Here is an 18,804-nt window from a genome sequence, read left to right as displayed (position 1 = left end):
CCGCGGATTCAATGGCGCGGGCGAAAGCCGCCCGCAGGAGACCTGATAGAAATGACCGAGCGGTTCGACCCGGCTCAGGCGGACACGCGCTGGCAGGCTGCGTGGGACGAAGCCCAGTGCTTCAAGGCTGACGATACTTCGTCGAAGCCCCGCAGCTTCGTGCTTGAGATGTTCCCTTATCCTTCGGGACGCATCCATATCGGCCATGTCCGCAACTACACGATGGGCGACGTGCTGGCGCGCTACAAGCGCATGACCGGCCACGAAGTGCTCCACCCGATGGGCTGGGACGCCTTCGGTATGCCTGCCGAGAACGCGGCCATGGAAAAGGGCGTCCACCCCGGCGGCTGGACGCGCGAGAACATCGCCAACATGAAGGCGCAGCTGAAGCGCCTGGGCTTCGCGCTCGACTGGAGCCGCGAAATCGCCACCTGCGAGCCGGAATACTACGGCCACGAGCAGGCGCTGTTCATCGATCTCTATGAGAATGGCCTGGTCTACCGCAAGGAATCGGCGGTCAACTGGGATCCGGTCGATCAGACCGTGCTCGCCAACGAGCAGGTGATCGACGGGCGCGGTTGGCGCTCGGGCGCGCTGGTGGAGAAGCGCAAGCTCTCCCAGTGGTTCCTCAAGATCACCGACTTCGCGGACGAACTGCTGGAAGGCCTCTCCACGCTCGACAAGTGGCCTGAGAAGGTCCGCACGATGCAGGAGAACTGGATCGGCAAGAGCCAAGGCCTGCAGTTCAAGTTCGACCTGACCGCCGAAGTGGGCGGCATCGGTTCGGTGGAAGTCTACTCGACCCGCCCGGACACGATCTTCGGTGCCAGCTTCGTGGCCGTCGCCGCCGATCACCCGATCGCGCAGGCGGCTGCCGTCGGCCGCCCCGAGGTCGAGGAATTCATCGCGCTGTGCAAGCAGGGCGGCACCACCGCGGCCGAACTGGAAACTGCCGAGAAGCTGGGCTTCGATACCGGCATCAAGGCCAGGCACCCGTTCACGGGCGCCGACCTGCCGGTCTACATCGCCAACTTCGTGCTGATGGACTACGGCACCGGCGCGGTCATGGCCGTTCCGGGCCACGACCAGCGCGACTTCGAATTCGCCACCAAGTACGGCTTGCCGATCCTGCGCGTCGTCGCGGCGAGCGAGGCCGATGCCGACAAGCCGTTCGATGGCGAGTCCGAGGCCGGTGACGGCGTCTGTGTCCATTCCGACTTCCTCAACGGCATGGCCGTGAAGGACGCCAAGGCCGCCGTCATCGCGCGCGCCGAGGCGGAAGGTTGGGGTGAGGGCAAGACCGTGTGGCGCCTGCGCGACTGGGGCGTTTCGCGCCAGCGCTATTGGGGTACGCCGATCCCGTTCATCCACTGCGAGGTTTGCGGCGTGGTGCCGGTGCCCAAGAAGCACCTGCCGGTCACGCTGCCCGAGGATGTCGATTTCTCGACCCCCGGCAACCCGCTGGTCCGCCACCCGACCTGGAAGCATGTCGATTGCCCGCAGTGCGGCCACGCCGCGCGCCGCGAGACCGACACGCTCGACACTTTCGTCGACTCTTCGTGGTACTTCCTGCGCTTCGCCAGCCAGCCCGAAGATCGCCCGTTCGATCCGGCCAAGATCGCCGAATGGCTGCCGGTGGAACAGTACATCGGCGGCATCGAGCATGCGATCCTGCACTTGCTCTACGCCCGCTTCTGGACGCGCGCGCTGGCCCGCATCGGCAAGGTCGAGGTCACGGAACCCTTCGCCAGCCTGTTCACGCAGGGCATGGTCACGCACGAGACCTATTTCCGCATCAACGATGCCAACGGCCAGCCGGTCTACTTCTCGCCCGGCGAGATCGAGCGCGGCAGCGAAAGTGCAACGCTGAAGGCCGATGGCGCCCCGGTCGAGATCGGCCGCGTCATCAAGATGTCGAAGTCGAAGAAGAACGTCGTCGACCCCGACGAGATCGTCGCGACCTATGGTGCCGACGCGATCCGCTGGTTCATGCTGTCCGACAGCCCGCCGGAACGCGACCTGCCGTGGTCGGAAGCCGGCATCGAGGGCTGCGGCCGCTTCGTCCAGCGCCTGTGGCGTCTGTTCGCCCAGTACGACGCTGCGGCGACTGGCGAGGACAAGGCGATCGACCGCAAGGCGCACCAGACGGTGGCCGCTGTCGCTTCGGACATCGAATCGCTGGGCTTCAACAAGGCCGTGGCGCGCATCTACGAACTGACCGGCGCGGTCGAGAAGGCGGCCCCTTCGGCCAGCCGTTCGAACGCGATCCGCACGGTTCTGCTGCTCGTCTCGCCGATGATGCCGCACCTTGCCGAAGAGGCTTTCGCCACTTTCGGAGAAGGTCTCGTGGCGCAGGCGGCATGGCCCGAAGTCGATCCGGCACTGCTGGTCGAGGACGAAGTGACCGTGGCCGTTCAGGTGAAGGGCAAGCTGCGTGATACGCTGACCGTTGCCAAGGGCACGTCCAAGGAAGAGCTTGAAGCGCTTGCCCTTGCCAGCGAGAAAGTGCAGCGTGCACTCGATGGCGCCGAGGTGAGAAAAGTGATCGTCGTTCCCGACCGACTGGTAAATCTCGTCGCGTGAAGCGCCTGAGCGTCCTTCTCGGAGCCGTGCTGCTCTCCGGCTGCGGCCTCACCCCGATGTATGCGGGGGGAGGCAGCGGCGCGATCGCGCGCGGCCTTTCTGATGTGCAGGTCTCGGCGATCGAGGGACGCGCCGGTTGGCTGGTGCGCAATGCACTGGTCGACCAACTGGGCGCAGGCAAGACCGGCTCCGCCGCCAAGTATCGGCTCGACGTTCGTCTGGACGACAAGCTGGAAGGCCTGGCATTGCTGTCGGACGATACGATCAGCCGCGAACGCCGCACCCTGCGCGCGCGTTACCAATTGGTCGACGTGTCCAGCGGCGAGATCGTGCTGGACGCCACGGCGGCATCGGATGCCGGTATCGACGTCGTATCGTCCGACTATGCGACGATCGCGGCGGAACAGACCGCGCTGGAAAATCTCTCCAAGGATGTCGCATCGCGCATCGTCACCGGGGTCGCGCTGCGGCTGCGGGGCGATACGCATCAGTGACCCCGCCGTGAAGGCCCGCGACCGGTGAAGGCGACCCGCAAGGATTTTGCCGGCATGGCCGCGCGCGCGGCCCAGCAGGCGCGGGTGTTCTTCTTCTGCGGCCCGGACGAGGCCGGCTGCAGCGACGCGGCCGAGAAGATCGTCTCGCTGCTCGCGGCGCCGGGCGAACGCGTCGAGATGACCGGCGCGGAATTGCGCAAGGATCCGGTCCGGCTGGGCGACGAGGCGCGCTCGAATTCGCTGTTCGGCGGTACCGACCGGCATATCTGGGTGCGCGCGCAGGGCGATGAGGCCCATGACGCGGTGCAGATCCTGATCGAGAATCCGGTCGATTCCTGCCCGGTGCTGATCGTCGCCACCGGCGCCACCGACAAGTCGCGCACCGCAAAGCTGCTGGCCGCGCGCGGCGATGCGCTGGTGACGATGTTCCATCCGCCCGATCTCGGCACCGTGGCCGCCGCCGTGCGCACCATGGCCAACGGCGCCGGGCTGAAGCTGGGCAGCGAACTGGCGGAACGGATCGCCCGCGGCGCCGGGCTCGATACGCGGCTGGCACGGTCCGAAGTGACCAAGCTGGCGCTCTATCTGGATGCCCTGCCGGAAACGCCGCGCGCGGTGTCGGCAGGCGATCTGGACGCGATCGGCGCGTCGACCGAGGATGACGACTTTTCGCCGCTGGTCGATGCCGTTCTGGGCGGAAAGCGCGCGGCGATCGGCCCCGAGCTGAAGCGCATGAAGGACCAGGGGATCAACCCCGTGGGCTTGCTGCTGGCCTTCGAACGCCGGGCGGCGCAACTGGCCGGGCTCAATGCGCGGCTGGGGCAGGGCGGAGACGTCGGTGCCTTGCTGGAAGCCGAAGCGGCGGCGCGCCGCGTGTTCTGGAAAGACAAGCCCGCACTGTCCGCCCAACTGCGCATTTGGCGCGGTCCGCGACTCGCGCGACTGGTGGCGCGCCTTGTTGCGATGCACCAATCCTTGCTTGGCAATAGTCAGGATTCGGAACTGTTATTGTCCCAGGGCTTACTGGAAATTGCGCGCACGGCATGTCTTGATGTAGAACATCGGACAAATAGAACGGCTTAACCTAACGTTCTTCCCCCTTACGCATTACCCTTATAGGGTCACATTGCTATTGCACCGCAGCATTGAATCCCGTTCGCACAGGTCGCGATAGGTTTCGACGACGTCGTTTCCGGAACGGGGATGCGGCAATGGGGAGTGTTGAACGAGTGAACGCGCCATTCGCGGTATCTCTGCAGGCACGGCAACGGCCAGAGGCAGACGAGTTGCTCGTCGCTCCCTCGTTGGAGCGGCGCCGCCTTCAGTGTTACCTCGTCCTGATCGTTTCCGATATCGTTTCGCTGGCCGCAGGGTTTCTGGCGGCCGGCTGGCTTTATGACATGAACGACGGGGCGATGCGCTCCATGGTCTATGGCCAGGTGCTGCTGCCGATCTTCCTGACTTTGGCGCTTTACAACGGTTCCTACTCCACTTGCGCGCTGCGCGAAGGCTGGCGCGGCGTGCTGCGTGCGCAGGCGGCGATCCTGGTCGCAGTGGCGGTGGTTGTCTTCGTCCAGTTCCTGATGAAATCGTCCAGCGAATCGTCGCGCGGCGCTTTCAGCGGCGGCGTGATCCTGGCGATGGTGCTGCTGGCATGGTCGCGATTGCAACTGCGCAGCTTTGTGCGGTGGCGCGTCGGTGCCAATGTGATCAACGAACTTATCATCGACGATGGCGGTCCGCAGCTGCGCCTGCCCGGCGCGATCAGGGTCTCCGCCGCGGCGATGGGCCTGCGGCCGGATCTCACCGATCCCCATGCGCTCGACCGTCTCGGCCTGGTGCTTCGCAACATCGATCGCGTGATCATCAGCTGCCCGGCCGATCGCCGCAGCAGCTGGGCGATGATCCTGAAGGGCGCGAACGTCGATGGCGAAGTGCTGGACGACGAAGTGGCGCGGCTGGGCGCGCAGGGTGCGCGGGTCGCGGCCAACCACGGCCTGCTGCTGGTTTCGGCGGGGCCGCTGGGCCTGCGCGAACGCGCGATCAAGCGGATTTTCGACGTGGCCTTTGCCGGCAGTGCGATCCTTGCGCTGTCGCCGCTGATGCTGGTCGTCGCGCTGGCGGTGAAATTCCAGGACGGCGGCCCGGTGTTCTTCACCCAGCGCCGGATGGGCCGCGGCAACCGCTTCTTCAACATGTACAAGTTCCGATCGATGACGCAGACCTTGTGCGATGAGGATGGCAACCAGTCCGCCTCAAAGGACGATCAGCGCATCACCGCGATCGGCCGCTTCATCCGCCGCACCAGCATCGACGAACTGCCGCAGCTGTTCAACGTGCTGCTGGGGGACATGAGCCTGGTGGGGCCGCGTCCCCATGCGACGGGATCGCTGGCGGGCGACAAGCTGTTCTGGGAAGTGGACTTGCGATACTGGCAGCGCCACTCACTGAAGCCCGGCCTTTCCGGCCTGGCGCAAGTGCGCGGCTTCCGGGGGGCGACCGACCATGAATCGGATCTCGTCAACCGCCTCCAGTCCGACCTCGAATACCTGGAGGGCTGGACGATCATGCGCGATCTGCAGATCCTGTTCCTGACCTTGCGGGTACTCGTGCACGATCGGGCATTCTGATCGACCGTCCTTCGGACGCGCACTTCGAAAGAGGGCGAAACCGGGCGCCCGATTTCGAACAATAGCCCGAACCACCCTCAAAGCGCGATTGATCGACTGCCTTTAGCGGGCTTTCGTTGACCAACGGCGCCTTCGAGGCGCGTTCAGTTCTTCTTGGGTACGTTGAAGGTGCCGGTAACGCGCCCGCCCGAGGCGGAGGAGACGCCGCTCTTCAGGTCGATCACGAAGCGGCCGCCACGCAGTGTGTCGCCGCCGGCGCGCTTCAGCGTTGCATTGCCGACCATCGTGATGATGCGCTGATTCAGATCGTAGATCGCGGTATCGCCGGTGGCCGTCTGGTCCTGGCGCGTCACCACGACGCTGCCGCTGGCAGTGATGCGGTTGACTTGCATCTGGCTGGAATTGGCAAGATCGATCACCGTGCGGGCCGCGCGCATGCGCAAATCGGTCTGGGTGATGTCGACATTACCGGTCAGGACGACCCGATTCTGCTTGTCCTGCATCTCGATGCGGTCGGCACCGAAATCGACCGGGGCGTTGCTGTTGTGCCCGGAAAGAACCTGTGCGCCCAGTTGCTGCGCGGCGGTGACGATGGCTAGTCCCACAACCGGCAAGACGACAGCGGTGCGGAGGAGGCCGGAGCGAACGGTCATTGGGGGATCCTCAGCTTGCCGGGCGTGATGCGCCCGCGCGCATTGCCTTCGAGCGTTATTGTACGGTTGTCGAGATCGGCATGCATCGTGTTGCCGCTGAACGTGCCGCTGGGGCCGCTGCCGGAGACACCGCCCGAAGCGACCGCGGTCTTCTGCTTGACGTCGATGTCCACTTGCTTGGTGGTCATCTGGTAACCGCCGGCGCCGTTGAAGTTCACTGGGCCGGACACCTTCATGGTATCCTCGTCGAAATTATAGGCCCCGCGCGGTGCCGCGATCGTGGTGGGCCCGTCCTTCATGTTCATCTTGGCAACGAGGTCGAGCATATCCACCACCGGAATATCCGGCGAATGCTGTACGGCGGTGCCGGCAGTAACCACGAAGTCACGTCCCGAATTGTCCTGACCGCGATAGGCGGCGTTGGACACGGCAATGCGCTGCTCCGTCACCGCCACCTTGTTCCGGTCCAGCAGGAAGCTGATCTCTCCGCGCGGGGAGAGGGGGATCAGGATCATCACCGCGGCAACCAGCCCGATGCCGGTGGGCAGCGCCTTGGCCAGGAAGCCGACCAGACGATCGTGCGAACCGCCGGGCGCGGCGAAATGCCGGCGGCGATTGCGGATCTGGATGGCTTCTTCGGACATGCGCGCGTGCTCTCCGGTTTAAGGGTCAGGCGGCTTCGTGGCTGAAGATGTCGTGATCGGGCCACCCGGCGAGATCGAGCCGCGCGCGGGCGGGCAGGAAATCGAAACAGGCCTGCGCGATCTCGGTGCGGTTCTCGCGCGCGAGCCGCACGACGAGAATCTCGTGCATGGCGTGGAGATAGCGCACGTCCGACGCGGCATAGTCCTTCTGCGCGTCGGTCAGTTCGGCGGCGCCCCAGTCGCTCGACTGCTGTTGCTTGGACACTTCCTTGCCCAGCAGTTCGCGCACCAGGTCCTTCAACCCGTGGCGATCGGTGTACGTGCGGGTCAGCTTGCTGGCGATCTTTGTGCAGAACACCGGCGCGGCAGTGACGCCGAGGTAGTGCTCGATCGCGGCAAGATCGAATCGCGCGAAATGATAGAGCTTCAGGCGCGCCGGGTCGGCCAGCACCGCTTTCAGGTTGGGCGCGTCATAGGCGCTGCCCGGCGCGAAGCGGACGAGATGCTCGTCGCCCTTGCCGTCGGAAATCTGGACCACGCAAAGGCGGTCGCGCGGGGTGATCAGGCCCATCGTCTCGGTATCGACGGCAACGGGCCCCGGCGCGAGTACGCCTTCGGGGAGATCTTCTTCGTGGAGATAGACAGCCATAGTCCGGAAATGCTTAGGGACTGGCCCAGGTTTTCGCAATGGTCGGATGCCCCCTCGGGCTGCCCGATATCGACAATTCGGGAGTAAGTCGGCGATGGAAGCAGCAGAAGCCATGCAGGGCGTGCCGCCATCCTGGCAGGATGCGCTTGCGCCGGTACTGGAAACGCCCGAGTCGCGGCGGCTGGGTGGTTGGCTGAAAGCCGAGGAAGTGGCCGGCAAGGTCATCTATCCCCCGCGCGGAACCCGGCTGCGCGCACTGGAACTGACGCCGCTGGACGAAGTGCGCGTGGTGATCCTGGGGCAGGACCCTTATCACGGCCCCGGGCAGGCGCATGGCCTTGCATTTTCGGTGATGGAAGGTGTGAAAGTGCCGCCCTCGCTGGTGAATATCTACAAAGAGCTGGCGACCGACTGCGGTGTGACCGCGCCGGGCCACGGCAATCTGGAGCATTGGGCACGGCAGGGCGTGCTGCTGCTGAACAATGCGCTGACGGTGGAGGCGGCGCAGGCCGGTTCGCACCAGAATCGCGGATGGGAAGCGATCACCGACGCGGCGGTCGCCGCCGTTGCCGCAAAGCAGGCGCCCTGCGTGTTCCTGCTCTGGGGCAGCCATGCGAAGAAGAAGGCGATGCGGGTGCCCGGATTGGCGTCCAGCCATCACCTCGTGCTCACCGCGCCGCATCCCAGCCCGCTTTCGGCCTATGCGGGTTTCTTCGGCTGCCGGCACTTCAGCCAGGCCAACGAATTCCTCGAAGGTAACGGACGCGGGCGGATCGACTGGTAAGCGCTAATTGACGGGGGCGGTCAGGCGGAAAGGCCGGCTACCGCCTCGTCCATTTCGTAGTGATGCATGGTGCCGCCGATTGCCATGTCGTCGAAGGCGGTGCGGAAGCGGTCGAAGTTGTCCAGCTTGCGCGCGGCGACATGCGCATCCATCGACGTCCAGACCACATTGAAGGTGAAGCGCGAGGGGTTTTCCACACCGCGGCCGAAGCGGATGGAAACCACCCCTTCGCAGGCCGCCAGTTCGGGAACGCCGGTTTCGCGCATGGCCTTGGCGAAGGCATCTTCCGATCCGTGGCGAACGTCGATTTCGGCGATTTCCAGCAACATGTTATCTCTCCCGTAGTCACGGGAATTTCGGCCCCGGCGTCGTGGGGGTCAAGCACGGGCCTATCGCCCGGACGGCTTCCTGAGGCGCCCAGATACGAAAAGGGCGCCCGGTGAGGGGCGCCCTTTCCTGATTGTCATATCGCGTTCGATCAGCGCGGCAGTTCGGAAACGCCCATCAGCGCTTCGTCCACCGCGCGGGCGCACTGGCGGCCTTCGCGGATCGCCCAGACCACCAGCGACTGACCGCGACGCATGTCGCCGCACGACCAGATCGCCGGGTCGCTGGTGCGGTAGTCGGCCATCGTCGCCTTCACATTGCCGCGCGCGTCCAGTTCGACGCCCGACTGATCGAGCATGCCGGCCTTGCGCGGGCCGACGAAGCCCATGGCTAGGAAGATCAGGTCGGCCTGGAGCGTGAACTCGCTGCCTTCCACTTCCTGCATCTTGCCGTCCTTCCACTCGACGCGGACGCATTCGAGGCCGGTGACGTCATTCTCGCCGACGACGCGCTTGGTCAGCACGGCCCAGTCGCGCTCGCAACCTTCGTCGTGGCTGGACGAGGTGCGCAGCTTGAGCGGCCAGTTCGGCCAGGACATCGCCTTGTTCTCATGAACGGGCGGCTTGGGCATGATTTCCAGCTGCGTGACCGAAGCCGCGCCCTGGCGGTTGGACGTGCCGACACAGTCCGAACCGGTGTCGCCGCCGCCGATGACGATGACGTGCTTGCCGGTGGCCGAGAGCGTGCCGCGCGGGGCGGCGCGCAGTTCGTCGTCACCCGCGTTGCGCTTGTTCTGTTGGGTCAGGAATTCCATCGCGAAGCGCACGCCGGGCAGTTCGAAGCCCGGGATGTTCAGCGGACGGGGATCCTCGGCGCCGCCGGCGAAGACCACGGCGTCGAAGTTTTCCTTCAGCGAAGCCACCGAAACCGTCACGCCGACTTCGACCGAGGTGCGGAACTCCACGCCTTCGGCCATCATCTGCACCATGCGGCGGTTGATGAGGTGCTTCTCCATCTTGAAGTCGGGAATGCCGTACCGCATCAGCCCGCCGACGCGGTCGTTCTTTTCGAACACCGTCACCGAGTGGCCGGCGCGGGCCAGCTGCTGGGCAGCGGCCAGACCCGCCGGGCCCGAACCCACGACTGCCACCGACTTGCCGGTGCGCTTGGTGGCGACCTTCGGCGTGATCCAGCCTTCGGCCCAGCCCTTGTCGACGATCGCGCATTCGATCGACTTGATGGTGACCGGCTGGTCGATGATGTTCAGCGTGCAGGCCGCCTCGCACGGGGCGGGGCAGATGCGGCCGGTGAACTCGGGGAAGTTGTTGGTCGAGTGGAGGACTTCCAGCGCGTTGCGGAAGTCATCTTCGTAGACCAGGTGGTTCCAGTCCGGGATGATGTTGTTGACCGGACAGCCGGTGTGGCAGTGCGGCACGCCGCAGTTCATGCAGCGCGAGGCCTGATCCTTGAGCGCGCCGGCCGAAAGCGGAACGACGAACTCCTTGTAGTTCTTCAGACGCTCGGCCTTGTCGCCATAGGTGCGATCCTGGCGATCCAGTTCGAGGAAGCCGGTTTCCTTGCCCATTTCTATTACCTTCGAATTATTCTGCGGCCACCGAAGCGGCTTCAAGCCGCTCGGCCTCGAGTTGGCGGAGTGCCTTGGCGTAGTCGCGCGGCATCACCTTGACGAACTTCGACACAGTGGTCGCCCAGTCGTCGAGCAGCGCACGGGCCCGCTTGGAACCGGTGTGCAGGTGGTGCCGTTCGAGCAGTACGCGCAGGCGTTCCGCGTCGTGGCGCAGCATGTCGCCCATGCCGAGGTCGGTGACGCCGTTGGTCCGCTGCTGCGGACGGCCGGCACCGTCTTCCTCGTCGGCTTCGGCCGAGAACTTCACGAGATCGACCATGGCGGGATTGCACAGCTTCTCGAACTGGCCGTCCTCGTCATAGACGTAGGCGACGCCGCCCGACATGCCCGCCGCGAAGTTGCGGCCGGTCTTGCCCAGCACGGTCACCACGCCGCCGGTCATGTACTCGCAGCCATGATCGCCGCAGCCTTCGACCACCGTGACGGCGCCCGAGTTGCGCACCGCGAAGCGTTCACCGGCGACGCCGTTGAAGAACGCCTCGCCCGAGATCGCGCCGTAGAGCACGGTGTTGCCGACGATGATGTTCTGCAGCGGATCGCGGTTCACGTGGCCCGGCTGGCGGACGATCACGCGGCCGCCCGACAGACCCTTGCCGACATAGTCGTTGCCGTCGCCGGTCAGGTCGAGCGTGACGCCGTGGGCAAGCCAGGCGCCGAAGCTCTGGCCGGCAACGCCGGTGAGCTTCACGTTGATCGTGTTGTCCGGCAGGCCGGCATGGCCGTAGCGACGGGCCACTTCGCCCGAAAGCATGGCGCCGACGGTGCGGTTGACGTTGATCACCGGCTTTTCGATCCGCACCGGCTCACGCTTGTCCAGCGCATCGGCGGCGGCTTCGATCAGCACGTTGTCCAGCGCATGCTCCAAACCGTGGTCCTGCGTCTGGCTCCAGTTGAGCGAGGGGCTGTCGCCCAGCGGGGCCTGATAGAGCACCTTGGACAGGTCGACACCCTTGGCCTTCCAGTGGGTGATCGCCTTCTTCATGTCGAGACGGTCGACGCGGCCGACCATCTCCGCGATCGTGCGGAAGCCCAGCTCCGCCATGATCGCGCGCAGCTCTTCGGCCACGAAGAAGAAGTAGTTGATCACGTGTTCCGGCTGGCCGGTGAAGCGCGCGCGCAGCACCGGGTTCTGGGTGGCAACGCCGACCGGGCAGGTGTTCAGGTGGCACTTGCGCATCATGATGCAGCCGGCCGCGATCAGCGGGGCAGTGGCGAAGCCGAACTCGTCGGCGCCGAGCAGCGCCGCGATGGCCACGTCACGCCCGGTGCGCAGGCCGCCGTCGGCCTGAACCACCACGCGGCTGCGCAGATTGTTGAGCAACAGCGTCTGCTGGGTTTCGGCAAGGCCGATTTCCCAGGGTGAACCCGCGTGCGTCAGCGAGGTCAGCGGCGAAGCGCCGGTACCGCCTTCGTAGCCAGAGATCGTGATGTGGTCCGCACGCGCCTTGGAGACACCTGCCGCCACGGTGCCGACACCGACTTCGGACACCAGCTTCACCGAGACTCGCGACGTGGGGTTCACGTTCTTGAGGTCGTGGATGAGCTGCGCGATGTCCTCGATCGAGTAGATGTCGTGGTGCGGCGGCGGCGAGATCAGGCCGACGCCCGGCGTCGAGTGACGCGTCGCGCCGATCGTCTTGTCGACCTTGTCGCCGGGCAGCTGGCCGCCTTCGCCGGGCTTGGCGCCCTGGGCCATCTTGATCTGGATGTCGTCGGCGTTGACGAGGTATTCGGTGGTGACGCCGAAGCGGCCCGAGGCAACCTGCTTGATCGACGAACGCATCGAATCGCCGTTCGGCAGCGGCTTGAAGCGGCTGGGATCCTCGCCGCCCTCACCGGTGTTCGACTTGCCGCCGATGCGGTTCATGGCCAGCGCCAGCGTGGTGTGCGCCTCCCACGAGATCGAGCCGTAGCTCATCGCGCCGGTGGCGAAACGCTTGACGATATCGGCGGCCGATTCGACCTCTTCGAGCGGCACCGAGGCACCGGGCACGAAGTCCATCAGCCCGCGGATGGTCAGCAGGCGGCTGGACTGGTCGTTGATCGACTGCGCGAACTCACGGTACTTTTCGGGCACATTGCCGCGCACCGCGTGCTGGAGCGCGCCGATGTTCTCGGAAGACCAGGCGTGTTCCTCACCGCGCACGCGCGAACCGTAGATGCCGCCCACGTCGAGCATGTTGGCGTAGATCGGATCGTCGCCATAGGCCGAAGCGTGGCGGCGGACGGTCTCTTCCGCGATCTCGGTCAGGCCGGCGCCTTCGATGGTGGTGGCGGTGCCGGTGAAGTACTTCTCGACGAAGGCGCTGGACAGGCCGACCGCGTCGAAGATCTGCGCGCCGCAGTACGACTGGTAGGTCGAGATGCCCATCTTGGACATCACCTTACGGATGCCCTTGCCGATCGCGTAGATGTAGTTCTTGCGCGCCTTTTCGGCGGTTACCGGCAGGTTCTTGCGGGTGCGGATTTCCTCGATCGTCTCGAAGGCGACGTAAGGGTTGATCGCTTCCGCGCCGAAGCCTGCCAGCACGCAGAAGTGGTGCACTTCGCGCGCTTCGCCGGTTTCCACGACGAGGCCGGTCTGCATGCGCAGGCCCTGGCGGACGAGGTGGTGGTGGACGGCAGCCGTCGCCAGCAGCGCCGGCATCGGGATGCGGTCCGGGCCCTGCGCACGGTCGGACAGGACAAGGATGTTCTTGTCCGCCAGCACCGCCTCGGTGGCCGCCCAGCACATTTCCTTGATCGCCATCTCCAGGCCGGTGGCGCCCGCAGAGGCGTCCCAGGTCATGTCGATGGTCTCGGTACGGAACGCGCCGTCGAGCGCAGCTTCGACCGAGCGGATCTTCGCCAGATCCTCGTCGGTGAGGATCGGCTGGCTGACTTCCAGACGCTTGTGCGAACCGGCGTCATGACCCAGCAGGTTCGGGCGCGGACCGATCATCGAGACGAGGCTCATGACCAGTTCCTCGCGGATCGGGTCGATCGGAGGGTTGGTGACCTGCGCGAAGTTCTGCTTGAAGTAGTCGTAGAGCAGGCGCGAACGGTTCGACAGCACCGGGATCGGCGTGTCGGTGCCCATCGAGCCGAGCGGATCGTCCGCGTCCACGGCCATCGGTTCGAGGAAGCGCGAGGTGTCTTCCTGCGTGTAGCCGAAGGCCTGCTGGCGATCGAGCAGGGTGCCGGTCGGTTCGGGGATCTGGGCCAGCTCAGGCTCGATCACGTCAAGGTCGGCGAGGTTGTACTGCGCCATCTCGAGCCACTTCTCGTAAGGCTCTTCGCCTGCGAGCTGGTTCTTGATCTCCTCGTCCTCGATGATGCGACCTTCCTCGAAGTCGATCAGCAGCATGCGGCCGGGCTGGAGGCGCCACTTGCGGACGATGTTGTCTTCCTTGATCGGAAGCACGCCCGATTCTGACGCCATGACGCAAAGGTCGTCGTCGGTGACGAGGAAGCGCGCGGGGCGCAGTCCGTTGCGGTCCAGCGTGGCGCCGATCTGGCGGCCATCGGTGAAGGCCACGGCGGCCGGGCCGTCCCACGGTTCCATCAGGGCGGCGTGATACTCGTAGAACGCGCGGCGTTCCGGGGTCATCAGCGGGTTGCCCGCCCATGCCTCGGGGATGAGCATCATCATCGCGTGGCTCAGCGAGTAACCGCCGGCCAGCAGCAGTTCCAGCGCATTGTCGAGGCACGCGGTGTCCGACTGGCCGTGCGGGATCAGCGGCCACATCTTGTCGAGATCGGCGCCCAACAGTTCCGATTCCATGGTGCGGCGGCGGGCGTTCATCCAGTTCACGTTGCCGCGAACCGTGTTGATCTCACCGTTGTGCGCCATGAAGCGGAACGGGTGCGCCAGCTTCCAGCTGGGGAAGGTGTTGGTCGAGAACCGCTGGTGGACGAGGCCGAGCGCAGAGACGAACTCGGGATTGCGCAGATCGTCGTAGAACGAGCCGACCTGGGTCGCCAGCAGCAGGCCCTTGTAGACGATCGTGCGGGTCGAGAAGCTGGGCATGTAGAGCTCGGTGAGCCCCGGCATGTTATGCTTTTCGGCCATCGCCGTCAGCGGGTTCTGGGTCTGCTTGCGGATCGCCAGGATCTTGCGCTCGAACGCATCCTGATCGGCGCAGTTCTCACCGCGGCCGACGAAGCACTGGCGGATCACCGGCATCGATTCGAGCACGGTCTTGCCGAGCCCGTCCAGCGTCACCGGCACATCGCGCCAGCCGATCAGGGTCTGGCCTTCCTTGGCCACGAACTTTTCGAAAGTCTGCGTGATCAGGTCACGGCAGGCTTCGTCCTGCGGCAGGAAGCACATGGCCACGGCATAGTCGCCCGCCTTGGGCAGTTCGACGCCGGTGGCGGCGGCCCAGCTACGGAACAGAGTGTCGGGAAGCTGAGTCAGGATTCCTGCGCCGTCACCCAGCAGCGGGTCGGCGCCCACCGCACCGCGGTGGTCGATATTTTTAAGGATTTCCAAGGCCTGGGTAATAATGGCGTGGCTTTTGTTTCCTTTGATATGGGCGACAAAGCCCACACCACAGGCATCGTGTTCATTACGCGCATCATAAAGGCCCTGGGGCTTAGGAAATCCCATCGATAAAACCCATCCTGTCGTTGTCCGGGGTTCGCACCATGCGCCTCGCTCCGGCGCGCACGAATCGCACGCGGCCAGAATTCGCCATGGTGTCCCCTAAGCGCCCCCATGACGATTACGGGACGCTTTTGCAACCGCGAAGGAGCGCGCTGGCGAAGATTTAGTGCGTTGACACGGTAAAAATGGGAATTTTGTTGTCCGTTTCGGATGTCTGGTTCGCCGATGGCGATGAGGCGCAGAGCGGAATCGGGCAGTTTTCAGCCATTGTCGGGACAAATTCCGCTTCCGACAGGAATCGGCGGCGAAAAGGGGCATTGGAAAGTCCACGAGAAGCCGTTCCGTGACTTGTCTGGTTCGCAGCCGGGGCATGCCGGCAAAGCGCAAACGAAAGAGGCGGAAGATCGAAATCTCCCGCCTCTTTCTCTTTCATCTGATGGCGATGCTTCAGGCTGCGCCGCTCATCCGCTGGAGCGTGGCGAGCGCCGCGCGCAGGGCCTTTTCGGTTTCGGCTGGATCGGGGCGCCCCGGCGGATCGAACAGCCGTGCGCCTGGCAGCGGCTGTTGCGCAAAGGCCTGGGCCCCATCGTCCATCGCGATGGCGTGGTCTTCAGGGTAGACACCGCCAATGGCGTGGCCGGATCCTTCGTCGAAGGCGGCAGCGGCTTCTTCTTCGATGCTGATGAGGCGGTTGCGCGGTTCGGCGCGACGCTGGAGGCCGAGCAGCGAGGAGTAGCCTTCGTCCAGCACGCCTTCTTCCACGATGTCCTCGCCATCGTCGGCGAAGCCGTCGTCTTCTTGGAATGACGCGAGGGTTTCGTCTTCGTCGTCTTCCTCGTCGGCACCGGGAGTGAAATCGTGTCCGCCGGCCAGTCCGGCCATGGGCCGGTCGCCGCCGTGGTCAGGGGCGCCTTCGGGCGCGTCCGCCGCGACTGCCGGCGCGGCCGGCATGATGATGCGGCGCGGCGGGATATAGCCGGGGACGGTGTCGTCCTCGTCAAACGCGGCGGTTCCCACCGGCCGCAGAGCAGCGGGCACCCGCACGGGCTGGGATGGTTCGGAGTTGGTGTGCTCGGGGGCTTCGGCCGGAGCCGGAGCGTCTGCGATCGCCTCGTCGCCGTCCGACCAGCCCCCGATGGCGTCGGTTTCACCCGGCGTGGGCGATGCGAAGGCCGCCGGTTGGACCGGTTCGTCATCGGCTTCGGTCGTCGCAATCGGCTGGCGCGCGCCGAAGGGCGGCGGCGCAAAAGGCGGCGGTGCGAACGGAGCAGTCGCATTGAGCGACGACAGCCGTTGGAGAATAGGCGCTAAGGACGGAGCCGGGGGGCTCTTGTCCTCAGGTGCGGCTTCGATTTGCTCGAAGGGCTGCGTTTCCGGCTCGTCGGCGACATCATGTGCGGTCTTGGCCGCGAAAGGCACGACCGAAAGCGATGCCGCCTGGGCCAGCGCGAGCTTGCGGCGCTGTTCTTCCATCGCCAGGGCCAGCCGTTCCAGAAGTTCGACGGGCGAGAGGTCGTCCAGGCGGGCGGCGGCGATGCGTTCGGCGCCCGGCGATACCGGCGGAACGTTGGCGGGCGGCGCTGCTTCCATGCTTTCGGCGCCGAGCGGTTCGGAAAGCGCCTGCTCGGTCGGCGTGTCGGCTTCATCCTGCGCCGGGGTAGCAGCCGCATCGCGAGCTTCCAGCGTGCGGGTATAGGCTTCGAACAGGCGCGAGACCGGGGCGTCCCCGTCGTCGTCCGTATCGTCGCCCTCGTCGAAACCGATAGCCGGCGAATGGACGGGATCGGCCCAGGCGGCGGGAGAGAAGGCGTCGGTCAGGAGAGCTGGCCCGGTGTCTTCGTCTTCGTTGTCGACGCCAGACACGACCGCTTCGCACTCGTTGATTTCGGCTTCGATCTGCGCGAGGTCCGGCTTGCGGACTGCGGCGAGCGCGGCAGCGGCACGGGCATCGAGTTCGTCGTCTTCAAGGTCGGAGAGCTGGAAAATGCCGGATGCCGGGGCAGGGGCTGCAATTGATGCCGGACCAACAACCGGTTCCGATTCGGCCGCGTCGATTTCGGCCGGGGCGGCGAGCCCGCGACGACGGCCGGGCAGGCGGCCGACGGTGGTTTGCTCGTCGATCTCCTCGAAACCGCTGTCGCTCAGGTCATGCATGGCTTCGGCAAGCGGCCTGTTGCGGGCGGAAAGGCGCAATCCGATCAGCGCGCCGACAAGGCCGCCGATGCCGGTAAGGCCCAGCGCGACCAGCAGGCGCGCTGTGGTGCCGAGCGGCGGGGCGGCCATCGGGATCGCCTTGGCAAGGCCGGTGGCCGCCACGATGCGTTCTATGGTGGTGGTGCCCAGCAGCACGCCGACCACGCCGAACAGCGCGGCGAACCACAGTGCGACGATTGCCGGAAAGAGCGGATGGCGGGTGATCGGCTGGCTGGTGCCGCCGCTACCACCTCGCTGCGGGTTGCGTTCCTGTTTCGCCACCTTCATGACCCCGTGCTGACCTGCGGTTTGCGACCTGGCTTTATCCGCGCGCCGTTCATGCTGCGGCATCGAGCCCGTCTTGAACCTTATCGACTGGCAGGATTTGGTAAACGTCTCGATAACGGCGGACATTGCAAGCCCAATCGTGACTGGAGCGGACATGTTCCAGCCCCGCCGCGCGCATCCGCTCCCACCCTTCACGGTTGGCGAGCAGATCGGCAAGGGCCGTGGCGCAGGCTGCCGGATCGTCGGGGGCGAACAGCGTGCCGGTCACGCCATGCTCCATCAGTTCGCGATGCCCGCCCACGCTGCTGGCCGCCACCAGCTTGCGCTGGGCCATCGCCTCCAACGGTTTTAGCGGAGTGACAAGGTCGGTCAGGCGGTTTTTCTTGCGGGGATAGGCCATGACGTCGCAGAGCGCGTAGTAGCGATCGACCTCATGATGCGGCACGCGGCCGATGAAGCGGATGGCCTCGGCCGCGCTCGACGCCTCCGCCTGCGCGCGCAAGGCTTCCTCGCGCGGGCCGCCGCCCACCATCAGCAGGCGCGCGTCGGGCTGGCGCTGCAGCAGCAGGGGCATGGCGGCGATCAGGTCGTCCAGACCCTCGTAATCGTAGAAGCTGCCGATGAAACCGATCACCGGGCAGGGCCGTCCATCGACTTCGAAGCCGAGTTCGCGCGCAAGCGCAGCATCGCGCGGCACGGGTTCGCCGAAAAGGGTCAGATCGACGCCGTTGGGCGATACGGTGATCTTTTCGGCCGGTGTTCCGCGCGCGATCAGATCGTTGCGCAGGCCCTGGCAAATGGTGACGACGGCATCGGCCCGGGCGACGACGCGGTTTTCCAGCGCGCGAATCAGGCGATATTTGAAAGAGCCCTCGGTCCCGGTGCCGTTGCCAACGGCGGCGTCTTCCCAGAAGGCGCGAATCTCGTAGACGCAGCGGATGCCGTGGCGGCGTGCCACGCGCAGGGCGGCGGCGCCGCAAAGCGCGGGGGAATGGGCGTGGATCACATCCGGGCGCCATTCGCGCACGGCAGCCTCGATTCCCTGTTCGAACAGCGCGATCTCGCGCCATTCGCGCCAGAGCGGGGGACCGCTGGCCTCGCCCGCGCTGCGATGGAACGTCAACCCGTCGAAATGTTCGCACGCGGCCGCTCCGGCGTGGTAGCGGGGGCCGGTGACGCCGCGCACTTCCCAGCCCATGCCCTCTTGCGCCTTCAGGATGGCGCGCGTGCGGAAGGTGTAGCCGCTGTGGAGCGGCAGCGAGTGGTCTAGGACGTGGAGAACCCGGGTCATGGCGGAAATGGCTAACGAAGAACGCTTAACGC

At 65.6% G+C, this 18,804-nt stretch carries 13 protein-coding genes; 5 read left to right on the top strand and 8 right to left on the bottom strand.

From position 1 onward, the window contains the following. Positions 1–51 precede the first annotated feature (51 nt). The 4 genes from leuS to ACZ1JC_RS10680 all read left to right on the top strand — a co-directional run bounded on the left by leuS (position 52) and on the right by ACZ1JC_RS10680 (position 5,707). A complete protein-coding gene (gene leuS / locus ACZ1JC_RS10695; RefSeq protein WP_465136875.1) occupies positions 52–2,583 on the top strand; it encodes a leucine--tRNA ligase in 2,532 nt (843 codons plus the stop codon). Next, a complete protein-coding gene (gene lptE, locus ACZ1JC_RS10690; protein ID WP_465136876.1) occupies positions 2,580–3,077 on the top strand; it encodes an LPS assembly lipoprotein LptE in 498 nt (165 codons plus the stop codon). Before leuS ends, lptE begins: the two co-directional genes overlap by 4 nt. A gap of 24 nt (positions 3,078–3,101) precedes the next feature. Beyond that, complete coding sequence (gene holA, locus ACZ1JC_RS10685; protein ID WP_465136877.1) at positions 3,102–4,160, top strand: DNA polymerase III subunit delta; 1,059 nt, start codon at positions 3,102–3,104, stop codon at positions 4,158–4,160. Between the two features lie 146 nt (positions 4,161–4,306). Continuing rightward, the gene (locus tag ACZ1JC_RS10680; RefSeq protein WP_465136878.1) at positions 4,307–5,707 is read left to right on the top strand and encodes a sugar transferase; all 1,401 of its coding nucleotides are present in this window, start codon (positions 4,307–4,309) and stop codon (positions 5,705–5,707) included. A gap of 143 nt (positions 5,708–5,850) precedes the next feature. Here ACZ1JC_RS10680 and ACZ1JC_RS10675 read toward each other — a convergent pair whose 3' ends face one another. Genes ACZ1JC_RS10675 through ACZ1JC_RS10665 form a run of 3 tightly spaced genes read right to left on the bottom strand, consistent with a single transcriptional unit; the run spans position 5,851 to position 7,653 of the window. Further along, the gene (locus ACZ1JC_RS10675) at positions 5,851–6,360 is read right to left on the bottom strand and encodes an LptA/OstA family protein (RefSeq protein ID WP_465136879.1); all 510 of its coding nucleotides are present in this window, start codon (positions 6,358–6,360) and stop codon (positions 5,851–5,853) included. Next, positions 6,357–7,004 carry an LPS export ABC transporter periplasmic protein LptC gene (gene lptC / locus ACZ1JC_RS10670; RefSeq protein WP_465136880.1) on the bottom strand — a complete coding sequence of 216 codons (648 nt, stop codon included), beginning with the start codon at positions 7,002–7,004 and terminating at the stop codon, positions 6,357–6,359. The genes ACZ1JC_RS10675 and lptC overlap by 4 nt, the downstream gene beginning before the upstream one ends. A 25-nt stretch (positions 7,005–7,029) precedes the next feature. After that, positions 7,030–7,653 carry a ribonuclease D gene (locus ACZ1JC_RS10665; RefSeq protein WP_465136881.1) on the bottom strand — a complete coding sequence of 208 codons (624 nt, stop codon included), beginning with the start codon at positions 7,651–7,653 and terminating at the stop codon, positions 7,030–7,032. A 94-nt stretch (positions 7,654–7,747) separates the two neighbouring features. Between ACZ1JC_RS10665 and ung the strand changes: the two genes are divergently transcribed. Further along, on the top strand, positions 7,748–8,437 hold the full coding sequence (ung, locus tag ACZ1JC_RS10660; RefSeq protein ID WP_465136882.1) for a uracil-DNA glycosylase: 690 nt from the start codon (positions 7,748–7,750) through the stop codon (positions 8,435–8,437). Between the two features lie 20 nt (positions 8,438–8,457). Here ung and ACZ1JC_RS10655 read toward each other — a convergent pair whose 3' ends face one another. The 5 genes from ACZ1JC_RS10655 to ACZ1JC_RS10635 all read right to left on the bottom strand — a co-directional run bounded on the left by ACZ1JC_RS10655 (position 8,458) and on the right by ACZ1JC_RS10635 (position 18,772). After that, positions 8,458–8,766 (bottom strand): putative quinol monooxygenase, encoded by a 309-nt coding sequence (locus ACZ1JC_RS10655; RefSeq protein WP_465136883.1) that lies wholly within the window; start codon positions 8,764–8,766, stop codon positions 8,458–8,460. Between the two features lie 149 nt (positions 8,767–8,915). Next, positions 8,916–10,349, bottom strand: coding sequence for a glutamate synthase subunit beta (locus tag ACZ1JC_RS10650; protein ID WP_465136884.1), 1,434 nt, complete (start codon positions 10,347–10,349; stop codon positions 8,916–8,918). A gap of 16 nt (positions 10,350–10,365) precedes the next feature. Continuing rightward, a complete protein-coding gene (gene gltB / locus ACZ1JC_RS10645) occupies positions 10,366–15,003 on the bottom strand; it encodes a glutamate synthase large subunit (protein ID WP_465136885.1) in 4,638 nt (1,545 codons plus the stop codon). A 444-nt stretch (positions 15,004–15,447) separates the two neighbouring features. Beyond that, complete coding sequence (locus ACZ1JC_RS10640; RefSeq protein ID WP_465136886.1) at positions 15,448–17,481, bottom strand: hypothetical protein; 2,034 nt, start codon at positions 17,479–17,481, stop codon at positions 15,448–15,450. A gap of 49 nt (positions 17,482–17,530) precedes the next feature. Further along, the gene (locus tag ACZ1JC_RS10635) at positions 17,531–18,772 is read right to left on the bottom strand and encodes a TIGR04063 family PEP-CTERM/XrtA system glycosyltransferase (RefSeq protein ID WP_465136887.1); all 1,242 of its coding nucleotides are present in this window, start codon (positions 18,770–18,772) and stop codon (positions 17,531–17,533) included. Between the last annotated feature and the right edge of the window lie 32 nt (positions 18,773–18,804).

The sequence above is a fragment of the Sphingomonas sp. BL-S-28 genome (assembly GCF_055521515.1).
Note: the sequence above shows the minus strand (reverse complement) of the source record. Positions and strands in the feature narration are given on the sequence as shown.